Origin of the sequence: Paraburkholderia fungorum (assembly GCF_902833645.1) — a bacterium.
Taxonomy (GTDB): domain Bacteria; phylum Pseudomonadota; class Gammaproteobacteria; order Burkholderiales; family Burkholderiaceae; genus Paraburkholderia; species Paraburkholderia fungorum.
In genome coordinates this window covers 537,340-556,382 of sequence record NZ_CADFGE010000002.1, presented here as the reverse complement: position 1 = coordinate 556,382, position 19,043 = coordinate 537,340, and the positions used below count along the sequence as shown (strand labels likewise).

The following is a 19,043-nucleotide window of genomic DNA, read 5'->3' as shown; positions in this document are numbered from 1 at the left end:
AATCATTTTTATAAAAGATTTATCAGGGCTTTCCCGGGGGTGTCATAAGAACACGCAGGCATGGGAACATTCGTTGCGGCTACTATATTTCGGAAGCCTTTCAGGGGTTTTCCCCAGCGGCGCGAAGATTAAAGTGATTAGAATATTCAACACTCGCGGGCAACTGTTGCCCGAGTCCACGGGTTCCGATCGTCTTCCATGTCAGAGAATTCAGCGATGTCTATTGAAGTAGCAACCCGTCTGCAATACATCCGTAAGAAGAATGGCCTGTCTCAGCGTGAACTGGCAAAACGGGCGGGGGTGACCAATGGCACGATTTCGCTGATTGAACAGAACCGCGTGAGTCCGTCGGTCGGGTCGTTGAAGAAACTGCTCGAATGCATACCGATGAGTCTCGCCGAGTTCTTCACCTTTGAAGTCGAGGCGGAGCGTTCGGTTGTATCGCGCCGCGCCGACATGCCAAATCTCGGCAATGAGTCGATCGAGTTCTATCTCGCGGGCTCCAGTGTGAAAGACCGCAACATGGGCATTCTGCGCGAGGTCTATCAACCGCTGTCGGATACGGGGCCGGAAATGCTGGAGCACGAGGGGCATGAGGGCGGAGTGGTGGTCAGCGGTCAGATCGAACTGACGGTGGACGGCGTCACGTGGCTGCTCGACCCTGGTGACAGCTATTACTTCGAAAGCCGCCTGCCGCATCGTTTTCGCAATCCCAGCGCGGAGCATCTCTGCGAGATCGTGTCGGCCAACTCGCCGCCCACGTTCTAAAGACTCCGCGCCAACGCGCCGCGACGCAGTTCCAAGCCGCCTGAGGTCGATGCCGGCGTGCGTCGAGCGCATAACATTGAGGCATCCTGATGGACAAGAAATCTCTCGCCTTCTGGCAAGACAAAGCCGCTACGCTTTCTATTGAAGGCCGTGCGTTTATCGACGGCGAATACCGTGCTGCCGCGGGCGGCCGTACGTTCGACTGCCTGAGCCCGATCGACGGCAGGCTGCTTGCCAAAGTCGCCGACAGTGGCGCGGCGGATGTCGACGCCGCCGTGGCGGCCGCGCGCCGCGCGTTTGATGCCGGCGTGTGGTCGGACCTCAATCCACGCAAGCGCAAGGCGATTCTGTTGCGCTGGGCGGCGTCGATCCGCGAACACATGGATGAACTCGCGCTGCTCGAAACGCTGGACGCAGGCAAGCCGATTGCCGACACGACCACGGTGGACGTGCCAGGTGCGGCGTACTGCGTCGAGTGGTTTGCCGAAGCAATCGACAAGGTCGGCGGCGAAGTCGCGCCGGCCGATCATCACCTGGTGGGTCTCGTCACACGCGAGCCGATCGGCGTGGTTGCCGCGGTGGTGCCGTGGAATTTTCCAATCCTGATGGCTTCCTGGAAGTTCGGCCCGGCGCTCGCCGCGGGCAACAGCGTCGTGCTCAAGCCTTCGGAGAAATCGCCGCTCACCGCGATTCGCCTCGCCCAGCTCGCGCTGGACGCCGGTATTCCCGCCGGTGTGTTCAACGTGGTGCCGGGCGCGGGTGAGCCTGGCAAGCTGCTGGCACTGCATCAGGACGTGGACTGTCTCGCCTTCACCGGCTCGACCAACGTAGGCAAGCTGATCATGCAGTACGCCGGCCAGTCGAATCTGAAGCGCGTCTGGCTCGAACTCGGCGGCAAGTCGCCGAACATCGTGATGCCCGATTGCCCCGACCTCGATCGCGCGGCGAATGCGGCGGCCGGTGCGATCTTCTACAACATGGGCGAAATGTGCACCGCCGGTTCCCGCCTGCTCGTCCATCGCGACATCAAGGAGGTGTTCCTCGACAAGCTGATCGCCGCCGCGCGTAGCTATACACCGGGCAACCCGCTCGATCCGCAAACCTCGATGGGCGCGATCGTCGACAACGTGCAGCTCGAACGCGTGCTCGGCTATATCGAAGCGGGCCGTGCCGAAGCAAAGCTGTTGCTGGGTGGATCGCGGGTCAGGCAGGAGACCGGCGGTTTCTATATCGAACCGACCATCTTCGAGATTCCGGCTGCCGGGGCCAAAGTTGCGCGCGAGGAAATCTTCGGGCCGGTGTTGTCGGTGATCACGTTCGACACGGTCGAAGAGGCGATCAGGATCGCTAACGATAGCGAGTATGGTCTTGCCGCCGCATTGTGGACCTCGAACCTCACCACCGCGCATGAAGTGTCGCGCAAGCTGCGTGCCGGCACGGTATGGGTCAACTGCTATGACGAAGGTGGGGATATGAACTTCCCGTTCGGCGGCTACAAGCAATCGGGCAACGGACGCGACAAGTCGTTGCACGCGCTGGAGAAGTACACCGAGCTGAAGTCCACGCTCGTTCGGCTGCGCTAAAGGATTCGCAAGCCAGCGCGGCGGCTTGCAGGAATGCAGCCGCCACGTTCCCAATGAATCCGGGGCCGGACGTTGCACACATCACCAGGAAGCCCCGTGTGCAACGCCGGCATGTTTATCAGGTATCAGGTCATCCATGACTGAACTCATCTACGGCGACGGTGCGATCCGTCGTGCGTCGCTTTATGGCTCGTCGATCGAGAACACCTATGCGGGTGTGTTGTCGTTCATGCGCCGCAAGTACACTCGCGAACTCGACGGCGTCGACGTCGTGGTCTCCGGCGTGCCGCTCGATCTGGCTACCACGTTCCGCTCGGGCGCGCGTCTCGGCCCGGCGGCAGTGCGCGCGGCGAGCGTGCAGTTGTCAGAGTTGCATCCGTATCCGTGGGGTTTCAATCCGTTCGACGATCTCGCCGTGACGGATTACGGCGATTGCTGGTTCGACGCGCACAATCCCATGACGATCAAGGAATCGATCGTCGAGCATGCGCGGACGATCCTGCGTTCGAACGCGAAGATGCTGACGCTCGGCGGCGATCACTACATTACTTATCCGCTGCTGATCGCGCATGCGGAGAAGTACGGCAAGCCGCTTTCATTGATCCATTTCGACGCTCACTGCGATACCTGGGCCGACGACAGCCCGGACAGCCTGAATCACGGCTCGATGTTCTACAAGGCGGTGAAAGACGGCCTGATCGATCCGAAGACCTCGGTGCAGGTCGGCATTCGCACATGGAACGACGACTTCATGGGGATCAATATCCTCGACGCCGCGTGGGTCCACGAACACGGCACGCGCGCGGCGGTGGAGCGGATCACGTCGATTGTCGGCGAGCGGCCCGCGTATCTGACCTTCGATATCGACTGTCTCGATCCGGCCTTCGCGCCAGGCACGGGTACGCCGGTGGCGGGCGGTTTGTCGTCGGCACAGGGGTTGGCCATTGTGCGCGGGCTCGGCGCGTTGAATCTGGTGGGCGCGGATGTGGTGGAAGTGGCGCCCGCTTACGACCAGAGCGAGATCACGGCGATCGCCGCCGCGCATATTGCCTGCGATCTGTTGTGTCTTTGGCGGCAGCGGAAAGTGGCTGAACACGTGGTTGAACAGGCAACTGAACGTTAGGCACTTCAGTTGAACTGAAGAGGTTTGAAACGGAACCGGCGCAGTGCAGGCTCAGCCCATCGACGACGATCGATCGGGTTGACGCCTGCCTTCGCGCAAGCCGAGCGTATAGGCGACGAGTGTGCCACTCATGATCGCCAGTTGCCACATCAGCATATCGCTGCCGCGCGCTTTCATGGCGAAACCGGCGATAAGCGGCCCCACGATCGAACTCGCGGTGAAGGTGATCGACACCAGCCGCATGTTGCGCGTGAGCGCGGCTTTGTCGCTGCAGGCCGCGGCAATCATGCCGAGCGTGATGTACGCGCTGTTCATGCCGCCGAGCAGCAATGCGCTCGCGTCCGCGAGCCACGAGGCGGGCGCGGCGAGCGCGAAACCGAAGATCGCCAGCGTGCTGAGCGCGGCGCAGACGATCACCGTGGCAGCCAGACCCGCGCGATCGGCGAACCAGCCGACTGGAAATTGCAGCGCCATGCCGCCGATACCGAATAACGTGAGGAGCGTGGCCGTTTGCGTGGTGCTGAGGCCGTGAGCATCGGCAAAGAGCGGGAAGAGGCCGTAGAGCGCGCCATCGCCGATGCCGCCCGCGGCGACGACCACCATGCCGAGACTGACCAGGGGGCCAATCGGGACGCGTTTTGCAACGCTATGTTTTCCAGCCCTGCTGCTTCGCGCGGACCGGGCTGCGCCGGCAGCCGGCCGCGCATCGTCCGATGCGGTTAGCCACAGCGGCAGGGCCGCCGCGAAGGTGAAGGCCGCGCCGGCCGCGAACGTAATGCGTCCGTCGACCGCGCACCACACCGCCAATGCCGGGCCAATGACGCCTGCGCTGGCAATTAGCGCTTCGTGCACGCCGACTACACGTCCACTCGATTCAGCCGGCACCAGCCGGTAGAGCCACGTTTCATTGGCGATCCAGCGCAAGCCGATACCGAAGCCGGTCAACAGGCCGGGTACGAGCCATAACGGCCAGCTCAGCGAGCTCATCGTGGCGAACGCAAGCACCGTGGCGGCGAGACCCAGTGACACCGTGCGCTTTGCCCCGATACGCTCCACCAGCCACGGCGCGATCAGCAGGCCGGCGAGCATGCCAGTCCATTGCGAAGCGGAGAACAGGCCGGCGCGCGGTGCGTCGAGGCCCTGATGGGCCAGCCACACCGGCAGCACCATGAAGCCGATGCCGAACTGACCGATCTGCGAGAGCGCTGAGACCGCGGTCAGCGCCGCGATCGCCGGCCAGCGTACCGGCGCGGCGGCACTCATAGGCTGCTCTGCGCGGGCATCGGCAGGCCCTGTTCGCGGCATTCGACGGGGCAGCCGGCTTTCAGGCAGGGGCCGTCGTCGCAGAGGCGGCATAGTTGCATGGCGTGTGCAGGATCGCGGGTCTCGTGCCACAGGATCTTGATCAGCAGGTTTTCGAACACCTCGCGCTCACGCTCGTCCAACTGCCCGACGATCCGTTGGAGTATCCGGTCGCGTGCCGATTGCAGACGTTTGACTTCGCGCTTGCCGGACGCCGTTAAGGCAAGCGCGACGGAACGCTTATCCGCACCCGTTTTCTTTTCGACGAACGCTGCCTCCACCAGACCGGCGACTGCACGCACCGCGGCCGGATGCGAAAGATCGACCGCTTCACGCAGCACTTCGATGGATGAATCGGGATACTGACCGATCGCGTTGAGCATGGCGCGGGCCGTGGAACCCGCCAGTGCCGGCTCGGTAGGCTGCGCGTTCATTTCGTCCGTGACCAGCAGGGCGAGCACGCCAAGCAGATTTTCTGTGCGCTGCGTCATGGGGATGCCTCAATGTGTGCAATGTGCATATATGTATGTTGCACACATTGAAGGTGACGCGCAAGCGGTTTTTTGTGACCGTCAATGGGTCGCCGCAAGTCGTGCCGAAGATGCGCGGCGCCGTATCAGGACTGTGGCTGCTGCTCGACTGGCGAGCACACCGGCGTCACAGGCTGGCCTGCCAGCACCTTCCTGACGAAAGGTAGCGAATCCTCCAGCGACGTGTTGACCGTGCCGTTATGTTCGCGGCCTGCATACAGATGCGCCTCGACCGTGGTGCCTGCCGCGCAGGCGTCTTTTGCCAGCGAGAGTTCCAGCGGCGCGAGACCGTCGTCCGCACCGATCCCGATGAACACCGGCGACTTGATCTTCAGGGTCGGAAACTTCAGATAGTCGTCCCACCATGCCTGTAAGCGTGCGTTGGCGCCTGGTTTCACGGTGTTCGCGGTGCTCAACCCGGCGAGCGCAGCGTCGTCTTCGAGCGACGCGAGGCAACTTATGCGCGACTGTTCGAGAATGGGCAGTGCCGAATCGGTGAGGATGTCGGAAGCCTTCAACGCAGGGTCGATCTGTTGCGCCGACAGCACGGAATAGAACTGGTACGCGAGCGTTGCATCGATCCGATTGGGGTCACGCTTATAGGCCGTCTTGAACGGGGTAAGCGTTGCAAGGGTTTGCTTCGGTGCGTTGTAAATCACACCGGTTGCGACCGTGCCGCGAATATTCAGTTCGGGCGCGTATGTGCTCGCGTAGCCGGCCGCGGCGAATACCGCGGAGCCACCCTGTGATTGCCCGACCAGCACCACCTGATTGGCGAGTCCGGGCACGCTGTGCAACACCGCCCGCACGCTATCGAGCATCGTGTAGCTATTCGAGCGATTGTTCAGTTGCGGATTGGGCCCGGGCGTGCCGAGCCCTTGATAGTCGGTTGCCACTACCGCGAAGCCTTGCTGAAGCCACGCATTCAGATAGCGTACGTCGCGATACGAGCGTCCGAACCACGAGGGCGCGCAGATATCCGCCATACCGAAGGTGCCGTGCCCCCACGCGACGATCGGCCATCCTCCCTGCGGCGGCTGGCCTTTGGGCAGGAACAGCGCGCCTGATACGGCAATCGGTGTTTTACCGCCGACGCCATCCGTTGAACTGTATAGCAGTCGCAATTGCTGACCGGCATTGGCGAGGCCGAGCGTGGGCGGCAGTTGTTCCGAGCGGAGCAACTCGCCTGGCTGCGCGGGAATCTCGTTCTCCCACGTATAGAACGCGGACACGCGGCCGTCGCCTTGCAGCGGATCGGGGGCCGGTGCTCTTGCGCCTGCGGCGAAAACCAGACTTGAAACCAGCAATGCCGCTAATGGCGCGGCAAACCATCTGCCGGGTTTGACACGAGCCGATGCGCGTGTAATCCGCGCTCGAATATTTTCTGCTTTCATGCTGATGCCTTGAACGATGGTGAGAGGAGTGCGGGCCACACGAAGCCTACTGGCGTGAACTCAGTGGACCCGGGCGGCTTTCAACGCAAGTTCTGAACCATCGTTGCTCGTGGACGTTGGAACCCGCCTGACATCGACCTGCAACGATGCGGCGCGAGCGGTGCGTGGGTCCCGTTTGCATCGTGCGCAACAGCCGTTGATGATGCGCTGTTGGTCCAGCAGCACAATGACTTCGGTCGGGCACAGGGCGTCATGTGCGGTGCGCGGCGAAAAGGCTGCTGCATATGAGACCGTGAGAGATGCGTGGATTGGCACGCTTGCTGCTAACTACCGCTCGCATCGATCCCTCACTTGTCCAAGGACCCATCATGTCAGTCACACAAACGCTGGAAAGCGGCGAACTGGTCGCCTTCGTCGAACGCATCCGGCGCGAGTTCGCGCAAGCCGCGCGTGTCCTCAAGGAAACCCGCACCTTGTCTGCCACCAACACCTTCCAGGCTTATCAGCGTGTGCCGGGCACGGACCTCGTCGTAGCCGTGTCGGCGCCCACGCCGTGGGCGCAATCGCAGGAGGTTCAGGCGGTCGTGGTGTCGTTCGACGGCAAGGTGATCCACGGCGATCCGAAAGCGTCGGGCCATGGTCCGCGCTATGCAGGCGTGTTCCAGGAAGCGCCCGAAGTCGACGTGGTCATTCACGTGCATGGTCCGTATCTCGGGGCGTGGGCTAGCGCGCATCGTCCGTTGCCGATTCTGTATGCGCCGGCTCAGCGTCATACGAAGGCCCGCGAAATTCCGGTCTATATCGACCGGCGGCCGGGCGAACCGCGTTTCATCGTCGACACGATCCGGCGCGATCCGAACATTCCGGCGATTCTCGAGGCAAACGGCGGCGCGACCTTCTGGGGTAAAAACATCCTCGACGTCTCGCAGTACATTCTGATTCTCGAAGAGGGGGCGTACTTCCAGGCCCTCGCAGAGTCGCTTGGCGGGTCGAAGGAGTTCGGCCCCGGCGTGCTCGAACAGCAATGGAAGATGACCGGACTAGCTTGAGAACCGGCCTGAACGGCAACGAGTGACGACAGGCGGCGCGCAGCGATCAACCGCGCCGCTGTCGTATCGACGCAGCCGGGCAGCGTTATTGCCGGTTCCGTCATACTGTTAGCTCGATGTATTGGTTCGCAACGCACGATCGGCTTGATATTGTCGAGGCTCCCTTTGGATTCCTTGCTGGTCGATCAATGGCTGTCTTCAGTTTCCCCGATCCCACGTCGCACGCCATTACGATACGTGCGAAAGCGCTGACATTCGACGACCCGAAGTCGCTGGTGCTGCTCGAACGTATCCATCTGGTCGCGCCGAGCGACGCCACCGTACTTGTCACCGGCGAAAGCGGCACAGGCAAGGAACTGATTGCACGGCTCGTGCATTCACTGAGTGAACGCCGTGACGGGCCGTTCGTGGCGGTAAATTGCGGCGCCTTCTCGGAGACGCTGATTGAGAGCGAACTGTTCGGTCACGAACGAGGCGCGTTCACCGGCGCGATCAGCAGCCAGCCTGGCTGGTTCGAATCCGCCAACCGCGGCACGCTGTTTCTCGACGAAGTAGGAGACTTGCCGCTTGCCGCCCAGGTCAAGCTGCTGCGTGTATTGCAGGAGCGCGAAGTGGTGCCGGTAGGCTCGCGCAAAACCGTCAAGATCGACGTGCGTCTGGTCACGGCGACCAACGTGAATCTCGAAGCCGCGGTACGCGCCGGGCACTTTCGGGAGGATCTGTATTACCGCCTGAACGTCGTCAAACTGAGCCTGCTGCCATTGCGTGAGCGGCCAGGCGATATCGGACCGTTGATCCAGCACTTTCTCGAGAGCTACGCGAGGCGCTTGCGAATCACGCCGCCGGCGCTCACAGATGCCGCGCTCGAACGGCTTCACGCACACTCGTGGCCGGGCAATATTCGCGAGCTGGAGAACGTGATTCATCATGCGCTGCTGGTGAGCAGCGGCGGTTTCATCGATGTCGCCGATCTGCAGTTTTCCGCGCTCTCGCTGGCGCCTCACACACCGGCAGCAGATGCGCCTGCGGCAACGGCGGCGCTTGCGGCCAATCCTGCGCGCCGTCCGCGTGATATCGCGGAAGCCACCGGCGCTTTGCGCGAGGCCATCGTCGATCTGCTGGAACTCGGTACGCCCAGGCTTTGGCAGCACATCGAAGACACGGTCTATCGCAGCGCCTTCGAATTCTCCGAGAACAATCAGCTGCGTACCTCACGTCTGCTCGACTTGTCGCGCAACATCGTGCGGGCACGGCTCGCGCAACTCGGCATCCTCAAGCTGCGTGACGCCGGCGAGCCGGATTCCGCCGACGCGAGCGAAGCCGGCGACCGCCGTCAGGCGTGATCGCGCCAGCGCAGCAAACGCTGTGCGACGCGCTCGCACAGCATGCCCATTGCCACCGCCAGCACCGTGACGCCTGTCACGCATACCAGCAGCACGTCAACGCGCGCGCCGGCCTGCGCTGTCTGCATCAGATTGCCGACGCCAGCCCCGGCGTTGAATAACAGTTCGCTGCTGGTCGCCGTAATCCATGCGAACGGTACCGCTTGCAGAATGCCGGCGAACACGTCCGGCAACGCACCTGGAATCAGCACGTCGCGCAGCCAGCCACGCCGCGTCAATTCGTACGACTGCGCGAGTTCGAAATAGCGCTGATCGATACGGCGCAGTCCATCGAAACTGCTTGTCACCATCGGATAGAAAGCCGCGAGGAAGACGATGAATACCTTGGCGACCTCGCCCGTGCCGCACCAGAGGCTGATCAATGGAATCAAGCCGAGCAGCGGGACGTGGCGCAGGGCCTGAAATAACGGATGCACCAGTTTTTCGGCACTGCGCGACAACGCGGTCAACGCGCCTACCGCGACACCGGCGATCGTACCGGTGACAAGACCCAAGGTAGTACGACGCAGACTCGCGCCGAGGTCGACGACCAGTTCTCCGCTTCTGGCCAGTTCGAGAAGGGCGCTGAACACCTGCTCGAGCGGCACGAACGCGTACTGATGCACGGCATCACGATAAGCGGCGAGTTGCCAGAGTCCGAGTAGGACAAGCGGCAGAACAAAGCCGCGGGCGCGTCGGCGTAGCGGGGACGTAGCGTGCAGGGCGATCATGGAGGGCGTTTTATCGGAAGAAGAGTTCAACGGTTAGGCGTTTGCCAACGCAACACGCGGCGCTGCACGAGGGCGATGCTCTGATCGAGGGTGAAGCCGATCAGGCCGATGGCGATTACGTCGACCATCACGATGTCGATACGCAGCATCTGCCGCGCCATTTCCATCATTTCGCCAATGCCGCTGTCGGCGCTCAGCAACTCGACCGCGACCAGCGCGAGCCATGAACGCGCAATCGCAATGCGAATGCCGGTGAGTAGCGACGGAATGGCCGAAGGCAATAGCACGTCGCGCAACAACCTGGCGCGACCCAACCCATAGTGACGCGCCATTTCGATCAGATCGCGCGGTACGCCTTGCACCCCGCCGTAGGTGGCTAGCGCGACGGGAAAGAATACGGCCTTGGCGACCACGACTACCTTTAACGGCTCGTCGATGCCGATGAGCAGAATCAGGATCGGGATCAGGGTGAGCGTCGGCACCTGCCGCAGGATGTCGAAGAGCGGGCGTACGTAGTCGGAGAAGGTACGGTTCACGGCGAGCAGGGTGCCGCACACGATGCCGGACAGGCAGCCCCACGCGAAACCGGTTGCCAGACGACGCAACGTGATCAGCAGGTTGTCCTGCAGGTCGCCGCGGGCAGCAAGCGTACGGAAGGTGTCGTAGACCTTGTGCGGCGGGACGAGGAGTTGCGGCGCGAACCAGTGCCGCGCGCTTGCGTACCACCAGAGCAGAAACAGCAGTGCCGGCGAAACCCACCACAGCAACCACGAAACGCGGCGCGTCAAGGCACGCGCCTGGGCGAACGCTGCGGATGGCGTGGATGGTATGGGTGGGTTGGATGCCGTGGCATCCACCACCGTATCAGCGGTTTGCGACATTCGTCGTAGCGCTCGCATCCCAGTAGTGCTCCAGCTTGAGTTCCTTCAACGCGTTGTTCACGAACTGTGGCGCGAGCAGGCTATTGACGTCCACGCCGCCGGACGTGAGTCTGGCCTGCTGGCTGTAGGCCGACACATCGCGGTAATGCGCGCTGAGCGACGGTGTGAAAAGCGGCGCCCATTGTTCTTTCCACGGCTGTTTTTCGTCGTCGTACTCGCGCCGCACCACGTTTTCAGGTTGACCCGAAGCACTGAGAATCTTGATGAACGCATCGCGATTCTGCGCTTGCGAGATCCAGTAAGCCGCTCGTACATAAGCGGTTGCGACCAGTTGCGTGACGTCGGGGTACTGACGCACGAAATCGTCGGAGGCCCAGAGTTCCGCGCGCATCTTCCATGCGTCGGGAGCTTCCTTGGTCGACCAGATGATCTTGCCGACCTGCTTGTCCACTAGCGGATAAGCGTCCGAGAGCGTAAAGAATCCGTCCACCCGGCCTGCGCTGACGGCGGCGGCGCCCGCTTGCGGATCGAGGTTGTAGATCTTGAAGTCGGACAGTTTCAGCCCGTTGGCCGCCAGCAGTTTGCCGAACGTGACTTCCCACGGGCGGCCGCGATTGAGCGCAATCCGCTTGCCTTTCAGATCGACGATCGACTTCGCCGTCGAATTGGCCGGCACCACCAGATAGGTGTTGCTGCCCACGCCGCCCGGCACAATCAGTTTCGTATGCGTGCCGGACGCGTTGACCACGACCGAGGGCAGGTCACCGTAGCCGGCGAAGTCGATGCTGTGATTCGTGAAGGCCTCGTTGACCAGCGTGCCCACGGCGGCGGTCGAGACCGGCACCCATTGCAACTGGATATGGCGTGCGGCAAGCGCTTTTTCCAGCGACTTGTCGGCGTCGATTAAAGCGGACGCACCCGCGTACTGCGTTTTGCCGCCGCTCGAATAGGCGACCACGGCGATTCGCACGACTTTCGGCGCGTCCTTGGCGCGTGCGAGGCAGGGGCCCAGCAGCGCGGCAGCGGTGAGCGGCAGCGTCATCGACCATGCGACGAACGCGCGCCTTAACGCACGCCTTAACGCAGGCCTCAACAACGGAGAGAGAGCAAATGAGCGTTTCATGATGTGCGGATCAGACCTTGAACGTAATGTGTGGAAGCGGGCGGTGCATTCATTCATGCCCGGCGCTTAAGTGGCGAATGCAGCGCATCGGCCATCGGGCGCGGATCGATCCAGTCGGCGATCTCGAAGTCGGCTTCGAGGAAACCCCACTCGAACAGGAACTTCTTGAAGTCGTCGAGCGCCGCGACCGATTCGGCTTCGAGGTTCACGCCGAGATGGTGATGCAGGTTGCCGCCATAGGCCGCGTGAACCCACTCGACCGCCGATGCGGTTTCGTGCGATACGTACTGCGCGGTTTCGTCAGGATGCGTGCGCGCCCAGTCGCCCGCGGCGACCACGAGCTTCAGAAAACCGGCGACGATATCCGGATGATTGGCGAGCACTTCCGCGTTCACCGTGAGCGGACGCGGCGTGCCGTTGTTATTGCGGATATGCGGTTCTGGATGAAACCCGATATCGATTACCGCTTGCGCACCGATCAGTTGCGCAACCTCCAGGCCAACCGAGCCCTTCACGTAGATCGCATCCACCGCGCCGCGCAGCAGGGCGCTCGCTTCGGCGGCATACAACGCGCGGCTCGAAAGGCCGAGCGGCAAGGTAAAGAGCTCCGTAGCGGGATCGTCTCCGACAGCCTGCAGCGTGCGGGCTTCAACATCGATCAACTCGACATCGCGCGTTGTCATGCCCTCCAGGCTCAGTGCATTGAGGAAGCCACGCAATGCGGATGCGCGAAAAATGTCGATGCGATCAGTCGGGCGGCGCGGAATCGCGAGGCGCCGGCCGCGTAGCTGCTTCACCGACTGAATGCCGGAGCCCGGCAGCGTCAGGATCAACTGCGATTCATCGACCCACGATAAACCGATCACGCGCGTATCCGCTCGATGCGAGCGCGCCCACATCGCCGGGATGCTGCCGCCCTGACGAAACGACATCGCCAGCGTGTGGTCGCTGATCGACGACGCGTCGTGTCCGGCCGAGTCGCGCAATGAGCGGATCGCGACGCCGTCGGCCGACGATTCGCCGTTGAGCCAGCCGAGATGCACGGCGATGCCGAGCGGCGTCGGTACCGGTGAACGTGCGTACCAGAAGGGATGCTGTTTGTCCGATGACGAATCGGGCCTGTCTGTCATGTGTGTTTTCCATATCGAGGTTCGTCTTGCGCACTGGCCGGCGCGCGAAAGCGGTAGCGGCGGCGCGGACGGATAAATGCAAATTCCAGGCCAGGCACGCGCGGTCGCTGTGGCAGGCCTTGGCAGGCATGCGGCTCGGCTGCGCACGCCGGGGCAGGCTGCGCGGATCGAGTGGCGACCGCGTGGGCGAGTGTTGCTGCAGCAGCAGTTGCGCGAAGCGGTGTTGCGCTGGCAACACGTGGGGTGCTGATGCAGCACCTGGTGCGCGCTCCGTCAGAGCAGGGATCGATGCGTGTTGATGCGGGCCGATGAGGCCGCAACGCGTGTGGCCGTCGCGCATTCGCATGCCGCTCGGAGACCGGGTCATTGCAATTGGCATAGGCCGTGCTTAGAGAGGTGCCGAACCGGTTGCGGCTCGTGTCAGTGCGAGTCCGACCTGACGCTTAAACCAAGGAGAACAGATCAATGGCTGTCGAATTTCTGTGGCGCTTGCCGATGCATGGCGACGGCAGACGCGCGCACGACCGGCATACCCGTGGTGAATGGAATAACCAGACGGCCTCGCGGGTCGCGCCGAAAACGGATAGCGACGAGTTCGGCTACATCGACTACCTGTCCCAGGTGGCGCGCGCAGCGGACCTGGTCGGCTTTCATGGCGCGTTGATTCCGATCTTCCGCTTTACGGAGGAGCCGTGGGTGGTGGCCGCCGCGCTGGCGCGTGAAACCCGCAACCTGCGTTTGCTGATCGCGATGCAGCCATGGTTCATGCATCCGGCGTATGCCGCGCAAATGGCCGCCAGTCTGCAGCGGATCAGCCGCAGCCGGGTGGAGTGGAACATCGTGACGGGCGGCGGCGGAGCCGATCAGCGCGCGTACGGCGACTTTATCGATCACGACAGCCGTTACGCCCGCACCGATGAATTTCTCGACGTGGTGAAGGGCTACTCCGCCGGAGAGCCCTACACGCACAAGGGCCGCTTCTATCAGGTCGAAGCAGGCGGCCTGGTCGCGCCGCTCTCCAGTCAGCCCGTGCCGCGCATCTATCTGGCCGGCGCCAGCGACGCCGCGATGGCGGTGGCCGCCAAACACGGCGACGTGCATCTGAGTTGGGGCGAGCCGCTGGCCAAACAGAAAGAGGTGATCGACCGCGCCCGCCAGGCGCTCGATGCGCAAAACGCGGAGCGCGATCTGCGCTTCGGCATGCGCATCGACATTCTCGCGCGAGAGACGGAAGAGCAGGCGTGGGCCGAGTTGCGGCAGATGTTCGCCACCGTCAGCGCATCGACGCAACTGGGTGGCACGCGGCGCGCATCAGGCGTGGGCGATTCGGAGTCGGTTGGGGCAAAGCGGCAGTTCGCGCTGCACCAGGGCAATACCCAGCATTTCGACAATCTGATTGTCGGGCCGAACCTGTGGGCCGGTATGTCGAAGATCCGCGGCGGTCCCGGCTGCGTGATCGTGGGCAGCCACGAGCAGGTCGCCGAGCGGCTGGCCGAGTACGTGGACATTGGCGTATCGACCTTCATTCTGGCGAGCAATCCACATCTGGAAGAAGCGTACCGCGTGGGCGAGGAGGTTCTACCGCTGGTGGCGGGAGCGATCGATGCGCGCAGAACGGCCTCGGCATTGCGGGTCGCGCTGGCGTAAGCCGGTGGCGCTCAGGTCCACAGACAACAACCAAGGAATTCAACGATGAGTACAACCGTTGCGCAAGCCGCGACGTCCACTGCACTGTGGTACACCCGCTGTCCCGTGCCGACCGCGCTCGGCATTGCGGTTCACCGTGGCTGGTTCGACGAGGAGTTCGGACCGGACGGCATCACCCTGAATTCGCTGCAGGAGACCCGCGAGCCCGCCAAACGCGAGTCGCATTTCGATCACAGCTTGCCCTCGTCGTTTCGTCAGGGCGGCAACATCCCGGCGCTGTGGGCACGTTCACGAGGCGCAGCGACGCGCGTCGTCGGCCTTTCCTGGACCAATGAATTCCAGGCGATCGTCACGCTGCCTCGCAGTGGCATCCGCCACGCGCGCGATCTGCGCGGACGGCGTCTCGGTCTGCCCCAGCATGCGATCAGTATCGACTTCTGGCGCGCTGCGGCGCTCAAGGGCTTTCTAACCGCGCTTGAGCTCGAAGGTCTCGGACACGGCGACGCGCAATGGGTCGATCTACCCGAGCCGACGCGCGCCGAGGCCGAAGCGCGGATCGCTATCGGCCGCCTGGAGGACGCGCGAGGCAGTGCATCGTCGTTTCGCCGGCCGCATGAGTACGGGCTCGAGGTTGCTGCGCTGGTGCGCGGCGATGTCGATGCGATTTTCGTGAAGGGCGTGGCCGGACTCGAAACCGTGCATCTGATCGACGGGCACGTGGTGATCGACCTGGGCGCGCATCCCGATCCGCTGGTGCGTATCGGCAACGGCACGCCGCGCACGTTGACAGTGGATCAGGCGCTCATCGACGCGCGCCCCGATCTCGTCAGCCGGTTCGTGTCCGTCGTGGTGGCGGCCGGCGACTGGGCGACGAAACATCCGGCCGAGACCGTTGCCTACATCGGCCGTGAGACCCGTTCATCCGACGAGTGGGTGCGCTACGCGTATGGCAGCGAAGTGCACCGGCATCTGGAAACCAATCTCTCGCAGACCTCGATCGACGGTCTGGTGGCGTTCAAGGACTTCCTGTTCGAGTGGGGCTTTCTCGAACACGACTTCGATGCGCGCGCCTGGGTCGAGCCGCAACCGTACACCGACATATCGAAGTATCGCCGTGCCTGGGTCGCTTAGTTGGAGCGCTCTTGCGCGGCACGCAAACCAGTAAGGAGTAGACCGTGACGTTTCTCACCATGGAGGGTTCGGGTACGCCTGCGCGCCGTCATGCGGCGCGCTGGCGCGGCTCGGCGGTGCAGCGGTTCAATGCGCCCGCGGCCACGCAGCCGCAGCAGCAGCAGCGCGTGCCTGCGGTGCAGCATGAGGTTGAACGTGAGGTTGAACTTGAGACCCGCGCGACACACAGGACATGGGGCGAGACCGGCGCCGCCGCGCTGCTGATCCTCGCGTTGCACGCAGGATTCCTGCTTGTGGCACGACATGGACACGATGCACCGCCCGCGCCTGTCGTGCCGCCCAGGCCGCTGCCGATGACGGTCGAGCTGACGCGGCCACCGGTGCCCTTGCCACAGGCGAAGCAGGCGCCGCCGCCCGTGCCGCAGCCGCTCAAACAGCAGGCGCCGCCGCCACGCCCGCTGACGCGAGCCGCGCCGAAGCCTTCGCCCGCGCCACTCGCGCCACTGGTGGCAGCCGCGCCGGCACCGGCCCCGGCCGACACAGCCGTCGTGCATGTTCCGGCGCCATCTGCGCCCGTGCCGGCGGCACCACCCGCGGCGCTGGCCGAAACCGCGCCGATCGGCAACGCCGCGTATCTGCACAACCCGGCACCCGACTATCCGCCGATCGCGCAGGACCAGGGATGGGAAGGACATGTGCTGCTGCGCGTGCATGTGCTGGCGAACGGCAAACCTGACTCGGTCGATATCAAGACCAGCAGCGGCCGCAGGATGCTCGACGACGCTGCATTGGCCGCGGTCCGGCACTGGATTTTCGTGCCGGCCAAACGGGGGGACGAAGCGATCGACGGCTGGGTCAACGTACCGATCGACTTCAAGCTGGGTTGACCTGCGCTATCCGCATGGCGGCCGAAGCGCGTGCTGACTCTTCAACACCGGATCCGGATCTTGAACGGAGTTTCGCCCCGGATTTTGAACTACAAGGAATCGATCATCATGAATGGCATTTCAACGACTTTTATCGTGCAGGGCGCCCTCTGGCTGCTGGGGATTTTCTCGGTGGTGACGTGGACCCTCATTGTCGTCAAGGCTCTGCAAAGCGTGCGCGCGAGCGTGCAGAGCCGGCGCTTTGCCCGGCAATTCTGGGCGGCCAGCAGTTTCCACGCGGCCGCCGCGGTGGAGCCCGGGTTGAGCCCGGTGGGCCGCGTGGCCGCGACCGGCTTCGAGACCTTGCAGCGCGCCGACGAAGGCAATGGTCAGGACCTCGAACACAGCTGGAGCCGCCACGATCTGCTGGAGCGTCACCTGCGCCAGCAGATCCAGAATGAACGCCGCCGTCTCGAAGCAGGTCTCGCCGTGCTCGCATCGATCGGCAGCACCGCGCCGTTTGTCGGCCTGTTCGGCACCGTGTTCGGCATTATTCACGCGCTGACGGCGATCACACACAGCGCGTCGGCCAGTATCGACGTGGTGGCGGGCCCAATCGGCGAGGCGCTGGTGGCAACCGGCATCGGCATCGCGGTCGCAGTGCCGGCCGTGCTTGCGTATAACTTCTTCGTACGCCGGGTGAAAGCGGCCTGCGCCGATCTCGACGGCTTTGCCACCGATTTCGTTACGCTCGCGCAGAAGGCCGGATTCCGCGTGCAGGGCGCGGCCGCCCGTGCGCAGCCGAGTCTGAAAACCGTCAACGAGGCATTCGCATAATGGCTTTCTCATCCTCTTCCGATAACGACGACGTGCTGAGCGAAATCAACATCACACCGCTCGTCGACGTGATGCTCGTGCTGCTGGTCGCGTTCATCGTGACCGCACCGCTGCTGAACAATGCAGTGCACGTGAATCTGCCCAGAACGGTCGCCACCGCAGCCGCCGACCAGAAACCGGCGGTGACCGTCAGTGTGGACGCAAAGGGCGTGGTGTACCTCGACAAGCGGGCCACCGATCTACACCTGATTGGCGCCGAACTGTCGGCGCTCAAGGCGAACAACCCGGACGTCGCACTCAATCTGCAGGCCGATGAAGGCGTGCCCTACGGCACCGTAGCGAAGCTGATGGCGGCGATCGAGCACGCCGGCATCAGCAGGCTATCGGTATTGACGGCCAACAACGGCTAATCAATCGCGTCGGCTTCTCAACCTCGCGATCTCGCGATTCCTCACCGGAACACTTCATGAGCACTTCGGTTTTAGACAACATCCAGTCGATCTGGTACACGCGCTGTCCGGTGCCGACGCCACTTGGCATCGCCGCGCATCTCGGCTGGCTCGACGATGAATTCGCGCGCGACGGCATTACCGTACGCTCGTTGCAGGAAACGCAGCACGCGGCGCTGCGCGCCTCGCACGTCGATCACACATTGGACAATTCGTTTCGCCAGGGTGGCAGCATTCCAGCGCTGTGGGCGCGCTCGGGCGGGGCGGATACCCGGGTGATCGCGCTAACGTGGGTGGACGAAGCGCAGGCGATCGTCGCGTTACCCGAATCGGGCATTCGCACGGCGAAGGACCTGCGTGGGCGCCGCGTCGGTTTGCCCAGGCGTGCGGGCGAGAGGATCGATATTTTTCGCGCGGCGGCGTTGCGCGGTTTCGTCAGCGTGTTGGAACTCGAAGGCTTGTCCGCGCGCGACGTCGAGCTGATCGACGTGGCGGCTGTCAACGTGCGCGAGCCTGTGGATGGCGGCGCGTTGCCCACGGCTTCGTTCAGCAATCCGGGCAGCGTCAGCAGCCGCCGTCTCTATTCCGCGGAAATCGCGGCGCTGGTGCGGGGCGAAGTCGACGCCATCTATGTGAAGGGTTCGCTCGGTCTGGAGAGTGCCTATCTGATTGGCGCACGCATCGTGATCGACATCGGCTTTCATCCGGAGCCGAAGGTTCGCATCAACAACGGCTCGCCTCGGCCGTTGACCGTCAATGCGGCCACACTCGACAACCATCCGGAGATCGTTAGCCGCTTTCTGGCACGGGTGATCGACGTGGACGGCTGGGCGCGCGGGCATAAGCAGGAAGTACTCGGCTATCTGGGCCGGGAAACCGGCTCCGGAGACGACTGGCTGCGACTTGCTTATGGCGACGACGTACATCAACGCCTACGTACCGATCTTGACGATACGTCGATCGCCGCGCTCGACGATTTCAAGCGTTTCCTCGTGGAATGGGGTTTTCTGCCGGCTGACTTCGATATCCACGCGTGGATCGATCCGCGCGCGCTCGCCCAATCGCATCGTTACGCGGCGCCGCGTTAGCAGCATGAGTTGCGAAGTGTGCTGTCGCT

Annotated in this window: 18 protein-coding genes; 11 read left to right on the top strand and 7 right to left on the bottom strand. The window is 63.3% G+C overall.

The annotated features are described in order from the left end of the window. The first annotated feature begins 216 nt into the window (after nucleotides 1-216). The 3 genes from HWX91_RS09200 (at nucleotide 217) to speB (ending at nucleotide 3,474) form a co-directional block, all read left to right on the top strand. Complete coding sequence (locus tag HWX91_RS09200) at nucleotides 217-768, top strand: cupin domain-containing protein (RefSeq protein ID WP_028194831.1); 552 nt, start codon at nucleotides 217-219, stop codon at nucleotides 766-768. Between the two features lie 89 nt (nucleotides 769-857). Beyond that, a complete protein-coding gene (locus HWX91_RS09195) occupies nucleotides 858-2,351 on the top strand; it encodes an aldehyde dehydrogenase (RefSeq protein WP_028194830.1) in 1,494 nt (497 codons plus the stop codon). A 136-nt stretch (nucleotides 2,352-2,487) separates the two neighbouring features. Further along, on the top strand, nucleotides 2,488-3,474 hold the full coding sequence (speB, locus tag HWX91_RS09190) for an agmatinase (RefSeq protein WP_028194829.1): 987 nt from the start codon (nucleotides 2,488-2,490) through the stop codon (nucleotides 3,472-3,474). A gap of 51 nt (nucleotides 3,475-3,525) precedes the next feature. On the opposite strand, the gene HWX91_RS09185 is transcribed toward speB, so the two are convergent. From HWX91_RS09185 to HWX91_RS09175, 3 genes are all read right to left on the bottom strand, one after another. Beyond that, entirely contained in the window at nucleotides 3,526-4,737 is a 1,212-nt protein-coding gene (locus HWX91_RS09185; RefSeq protein ID WP_028194828.1) for an MFS transporter, read from the bottom strand. Continuing rightward, nucleotides 4,734-5,267 carry a MarR family winged helix-turn-helix transcriptional regulator gene (locus tag HWX91_RS09180; protein ID WP_028194827.1) on the bottom strand — a complete coding sequence of 178 codons (534 nt, stop codon included), beginning with the start codon at nucleotides 5,265-5,267 and terminating at the stop codon, nucleotides 4,734-4,736. The genes HWX91_RS09185 and HWX91_RS09180 overlap by 4 nt, the downstream gene beginning before the upstream one ends. A 125-nt stretch (nucleotides 5,268-5,392) precedes the next feature. Beyond that, a complete protein-coding gene (locus HWX91_RS09175; protein ID WP_081832950.1) occupies nucleotides 5,393-6,700 on the bottom strand; it encodes an alpha/beta fold hydrolase in 1,308 nt (435 codons plus the stop codon). 368 nt (nucleotides 6,701-7,068) lie between these two features. Here HWX91_RS09175 and HWX91_RS09170 point away from each other — a divergent pair, with 368 nt between their 5' ends. Both HWX91_RS09170 and HWX91_RS09165 read left to right on the top strand, forming a co-directional pair. Continuing rightward, the gene (locus HWX91_RS09170) at nucleotides 7,069-7,749 is read left to right on the top strand and encodes a class II aldolase/adducin family protein (protein ID WP_028194825.1); all 681 of its coding nucleotides are present in this window, start codon (nucleotides 7,069-7,071) and stop codon (nucleotides 7,747-7,749) included. Nucleotides 7,750-7,937: 188 nt separating this feature from the next. Next, nucleotides 7,938-9,092 carry a sigma-54 interaction domain-containing protein gene (locus HWX91_RS09165; RefSeq protein ID WP_028194824.1) on the top strand — a complete coding sequence of 385 codons (1,155 nt, stop codon included), beginning with the start codon at nucleotides 7,938-7,940 and terminating at the stop codon, nucleotides 9,090-9,092. Here the strand turns inward: HWX91_RS09165 and HWX91_RS09160 are convergent. The 4 genes from HWX91_RS09160 to HWX91_RS09145 are packed head-to-tail and all read right to left on the bottom strand — an operon-like array spanning nucleotide 9,083 to nucleotide 12,996. Next, nucleotides 9,083-9,862 (bottom strand): ABC transporter permease, encoded by a 780-nt coding sequence (locus tag HWX91_RS09160; RefSeq protein ID WP_042274072.1) that lies wholly within the window; start codon nucleotides 9,860-9,862, stop codon nucleotides 9,083-9,085. The two genes, HWX91_RS09165 and HWX91_RS09160, sit on opposite strands and share 10 nt — an antisense overlap. Before the next feature lie 26 nt (nucleotides 9,863-9,888). After that, on the bottom strand, nucleotides 9,889-10,743 hold the full coding sequence (locus HWX91_RS09155; protein WP_081832949.1) for an ABC transporter permease: 855 nt from the start codon (nucleotides 10,741-10,743) through the stop codon (nucleotides 9,889-9,891). After that, the gene (locus HWX91_RS09150; RefSeq protein ID WP_028194821.1) at nucleotides 10,727-11,866 is read right to left on the bottom strand and encodes a PhnD/SsuA/transferrin family substrate-binding protein; all 1,140 of its coding nucleotides are present in this window, start codon (nucleotides 11,864-11,866) and stop codon (nucleotides 10,727-10,729) included. The genes HWX91_RS09155 and HWX91_RS09150 overlap by 17 nt, the downstream gene beginning before the upstream one ends. Before the next feature lie 53 nt (nucleotides 11,867-11,919). Then, a complete protein-coding gene (locus HWX91_RS09145; RefSeq protein WP_028194820.1) occupies nucleotides 11,920-12,996 on the bottom strand; it encodes an ABC transporter substrate-binding protein in 1,077 nt (358 codons plus the stop codon). A gap of 465 nt (nucleotides 12,997-13,461) precedes the next feature. Between HWX91_RS09145 and HWX91_RS09140 the strand changes: the two genes are divergently transcribed. The 6 genes from HWX91_RS09140 (at nucleotide 13,462) to HWX91_RS09115 (ending at nucleotide 19,014) form a co-directional block, all read left to right on the top strand. Next, nucleotides 13,462-14,643, top strand: a complete 1,182-nt coding sequence (locus HWX91_RS09140) for an LLM class flavin-dependent oxidoreductase (RefSeq protein WP_028194819.1) — start codon at nucleotides 13,462-13,464, stop codon at nucleotides 14,641-14,643. 45 nt (nucleotides 14,644-14,688) lie between these two features. Beyond that, nucleotides 14,689-15,774 (top strand): ABC transporter substrate-binding protein, encoded by a 1,086-nt coding sequence (locus HWX91_RS09135; RefSeq protein ID WP_028194818.1) that lies wholly within the window; start codon nucleotides 14,689-14,691, stop codon nucleotides 15,772-15,774. A 44-nt stretch (nucleotides 15,775-15,818) separates the two neighbouring features. Continuing rightward, nucleotides 15,819-16,661, top strand: a complete 843-nt coding sequence (locus HWX91_RS09130) for an energy transducer TonB (protein ID WP_028194817.1) — start codon at nucleotides 15,819-15,821, stop codon at nucleotides 16,659-16,661. Between the two features lie 108 nt (nucleotides 16,662-16,769). Beyond that, on the top strand, nucleotides 16,770-17,477 hold the full coding sequence (locus HWX91_RS09125) for a MotA/TolQ/ExbB proton channel family protein (RefSeq protein ID WP_028194816.1): 708 nt from the start codon (nucleotides 16,770-16,772) through the stop codon (nucleotides 17,475-17,477). Further along, complete coding sequence (locus HWX91_RS09120; RefSeq protein ID WP_028194815.1) at nucleotides 17,477-17,887, top strand: ExbD/TolR family protein; 411 nt, start codon at nucleotides 17,477-17,479, stop codon at nucleotides 17,885-17,887. The genes HWX91_RS09125 and HWX91_RS09120 overlap by 1 nt, the downstream gene beginning before the upstream one ends. Before the next feature lie 56 nt (nucleotides 17,888-17,943). Beyond that, nucleotides 17,944-19,014 (top strand): ABC transporter substrate-binding protein, encoded by a 1,071-nt coding sequence (locus HWX91_RS09115; RefSeq protein ID WP_028194814.1) that lies wholly within the window; start codon nucleotides 17,944-17,946, stop codon nucleotides 19,012-19,014. Nucleotides 19,015-19,043: the final 29 nt, after the last annotated feature.

What these genes read in the sequence shown, in the direction of transcription:
- HWX91_RS09200 (WP_028194831.1), top strand. Translation starts at nt 217, where the DNA reads ATGTCTATTGAAGTAGCAACCCGTCTGCAATACATCCGTAAGAAGAAT.
- HWX91_RS09195 (WP_028194830.1), top strand. Translation starts at nt 858, where the DNA reads ATGGACAAGAAATCTCTCGCCTTCTGGCAAGACAAAGCCGCTACGCTT.
- speB (WP_028194829.1), top strand. Translation starts at nt 2,488, where the DNA reads ATGACTGAACTCATCTACGGCGACGGTGCGATCCGTCGTGCGTCGCTT.
- HWX91_RS09185 (WP_028194828.1), bottom strand. Translation starts at nt 4,737, where the DNA reads ATGAGTGCCGCCGCGCCGGTACGCTGGCCGGCGATCGCGGCGCTGACC.
- HWX91_RS09180 (WP_028194827.1), bottom strand. Translation starts at nt 5,267, where the DNA reads ATGACGCAGCGCACAGAAAATCTGCTTGGCGTGCTCGCCCTGCTGGTC.
- HWX91_RS09175 (WP_081832950.1), bottom strand. Translation starts at nt 6,700, where the DNA reads ATGAAAGCAGAAAATATTCGAGCGCGGATTACACGCGCATCGGCTCGT.
- HWX91_RS09170 (WP_028194825.1), top strand. Translation starts at nt 7,069, where the DNA reads ATGTCAGTCACACAAACGCTGGAAAGCGGCGAACTGGTCGCCTTCGTC.
- HWX91_RS09165 (WP_028194824.1), top strand. Translation starts at nt 7,938, where the DNA reads ATGGCTGTCTTCAGTTTCCCCGATCCCACGTCGCACGCCATTACGATA.
- HWX91_RS09160 (WP_042274072.1), bottom strand. Translation starts at nt 9,862, where the DNA reads ATGATCGCCCTGCACGCTACGTCCCCGCTACGCCGACGCGCCCGCGGC.
- HWX91_RS09155 (WP_081832949.1), bottom strand. Translation starts at nt 10,743, where the DNA reads ATGTCGCAAACCGCTGATACGGTGGTGGATGCCACGGCATCCAACCCA.
- HWX91_RS09150 (WP_028194821.1), bottom strand. Translation starts at nt 11,866, where the DNA reads ATGAAACGCTCATTTGCTCTCTCTCCGTTGTTGAGGCCTGCGTTAAGG.
- HWX91_RS09145 (WP_028194820.1), bottom strand. Translation starts at nt 12,996, where the DNA reads ATGACAGACAGGCCCGATTCGTCATCGGACAAACAGCATCCCTTCTGG.
- HWX91_RS09140 (WP_028194819.1), top strand. Translation starts at nt 13,462, where the DNA reads ATGGCTGTCGAATTTCTGTGGCGCTTGCCGATGCATGGCGACGGCAGA.
- HWX91_RS09135 (WP_028194818.1), top strand. Translation starts at nt 14,689, where the DNA reads ATGAGTACAACCGTTGCGCAAGCCGCGACGTCCACTGCACTGTGGTAC.
- HWX91_RS09125 (WP_028194816.1), top strand. Translation starts at nt 16,770, where the DNA reads ATGAATGGCATTTCAACGACTTTTATCGTGCAGGGCGCCCTCTGGCTG.
- HWX91_RS09120 (WP_028194815.1), top strand. Translation starts at nt 17,477, where the DNA reads ATGGCTTTCTCATCCTCTTCCGATAACGACGACGTGCTGAGCGAAATC.
- HWX91_RS09115 (WP_028194814.1), top strand. Translation starts at nt 17,944, where the DNA reads ATGAGCACTTCGGTTTTAGACAACATCCAGTCGATCTGGTACACGCGC.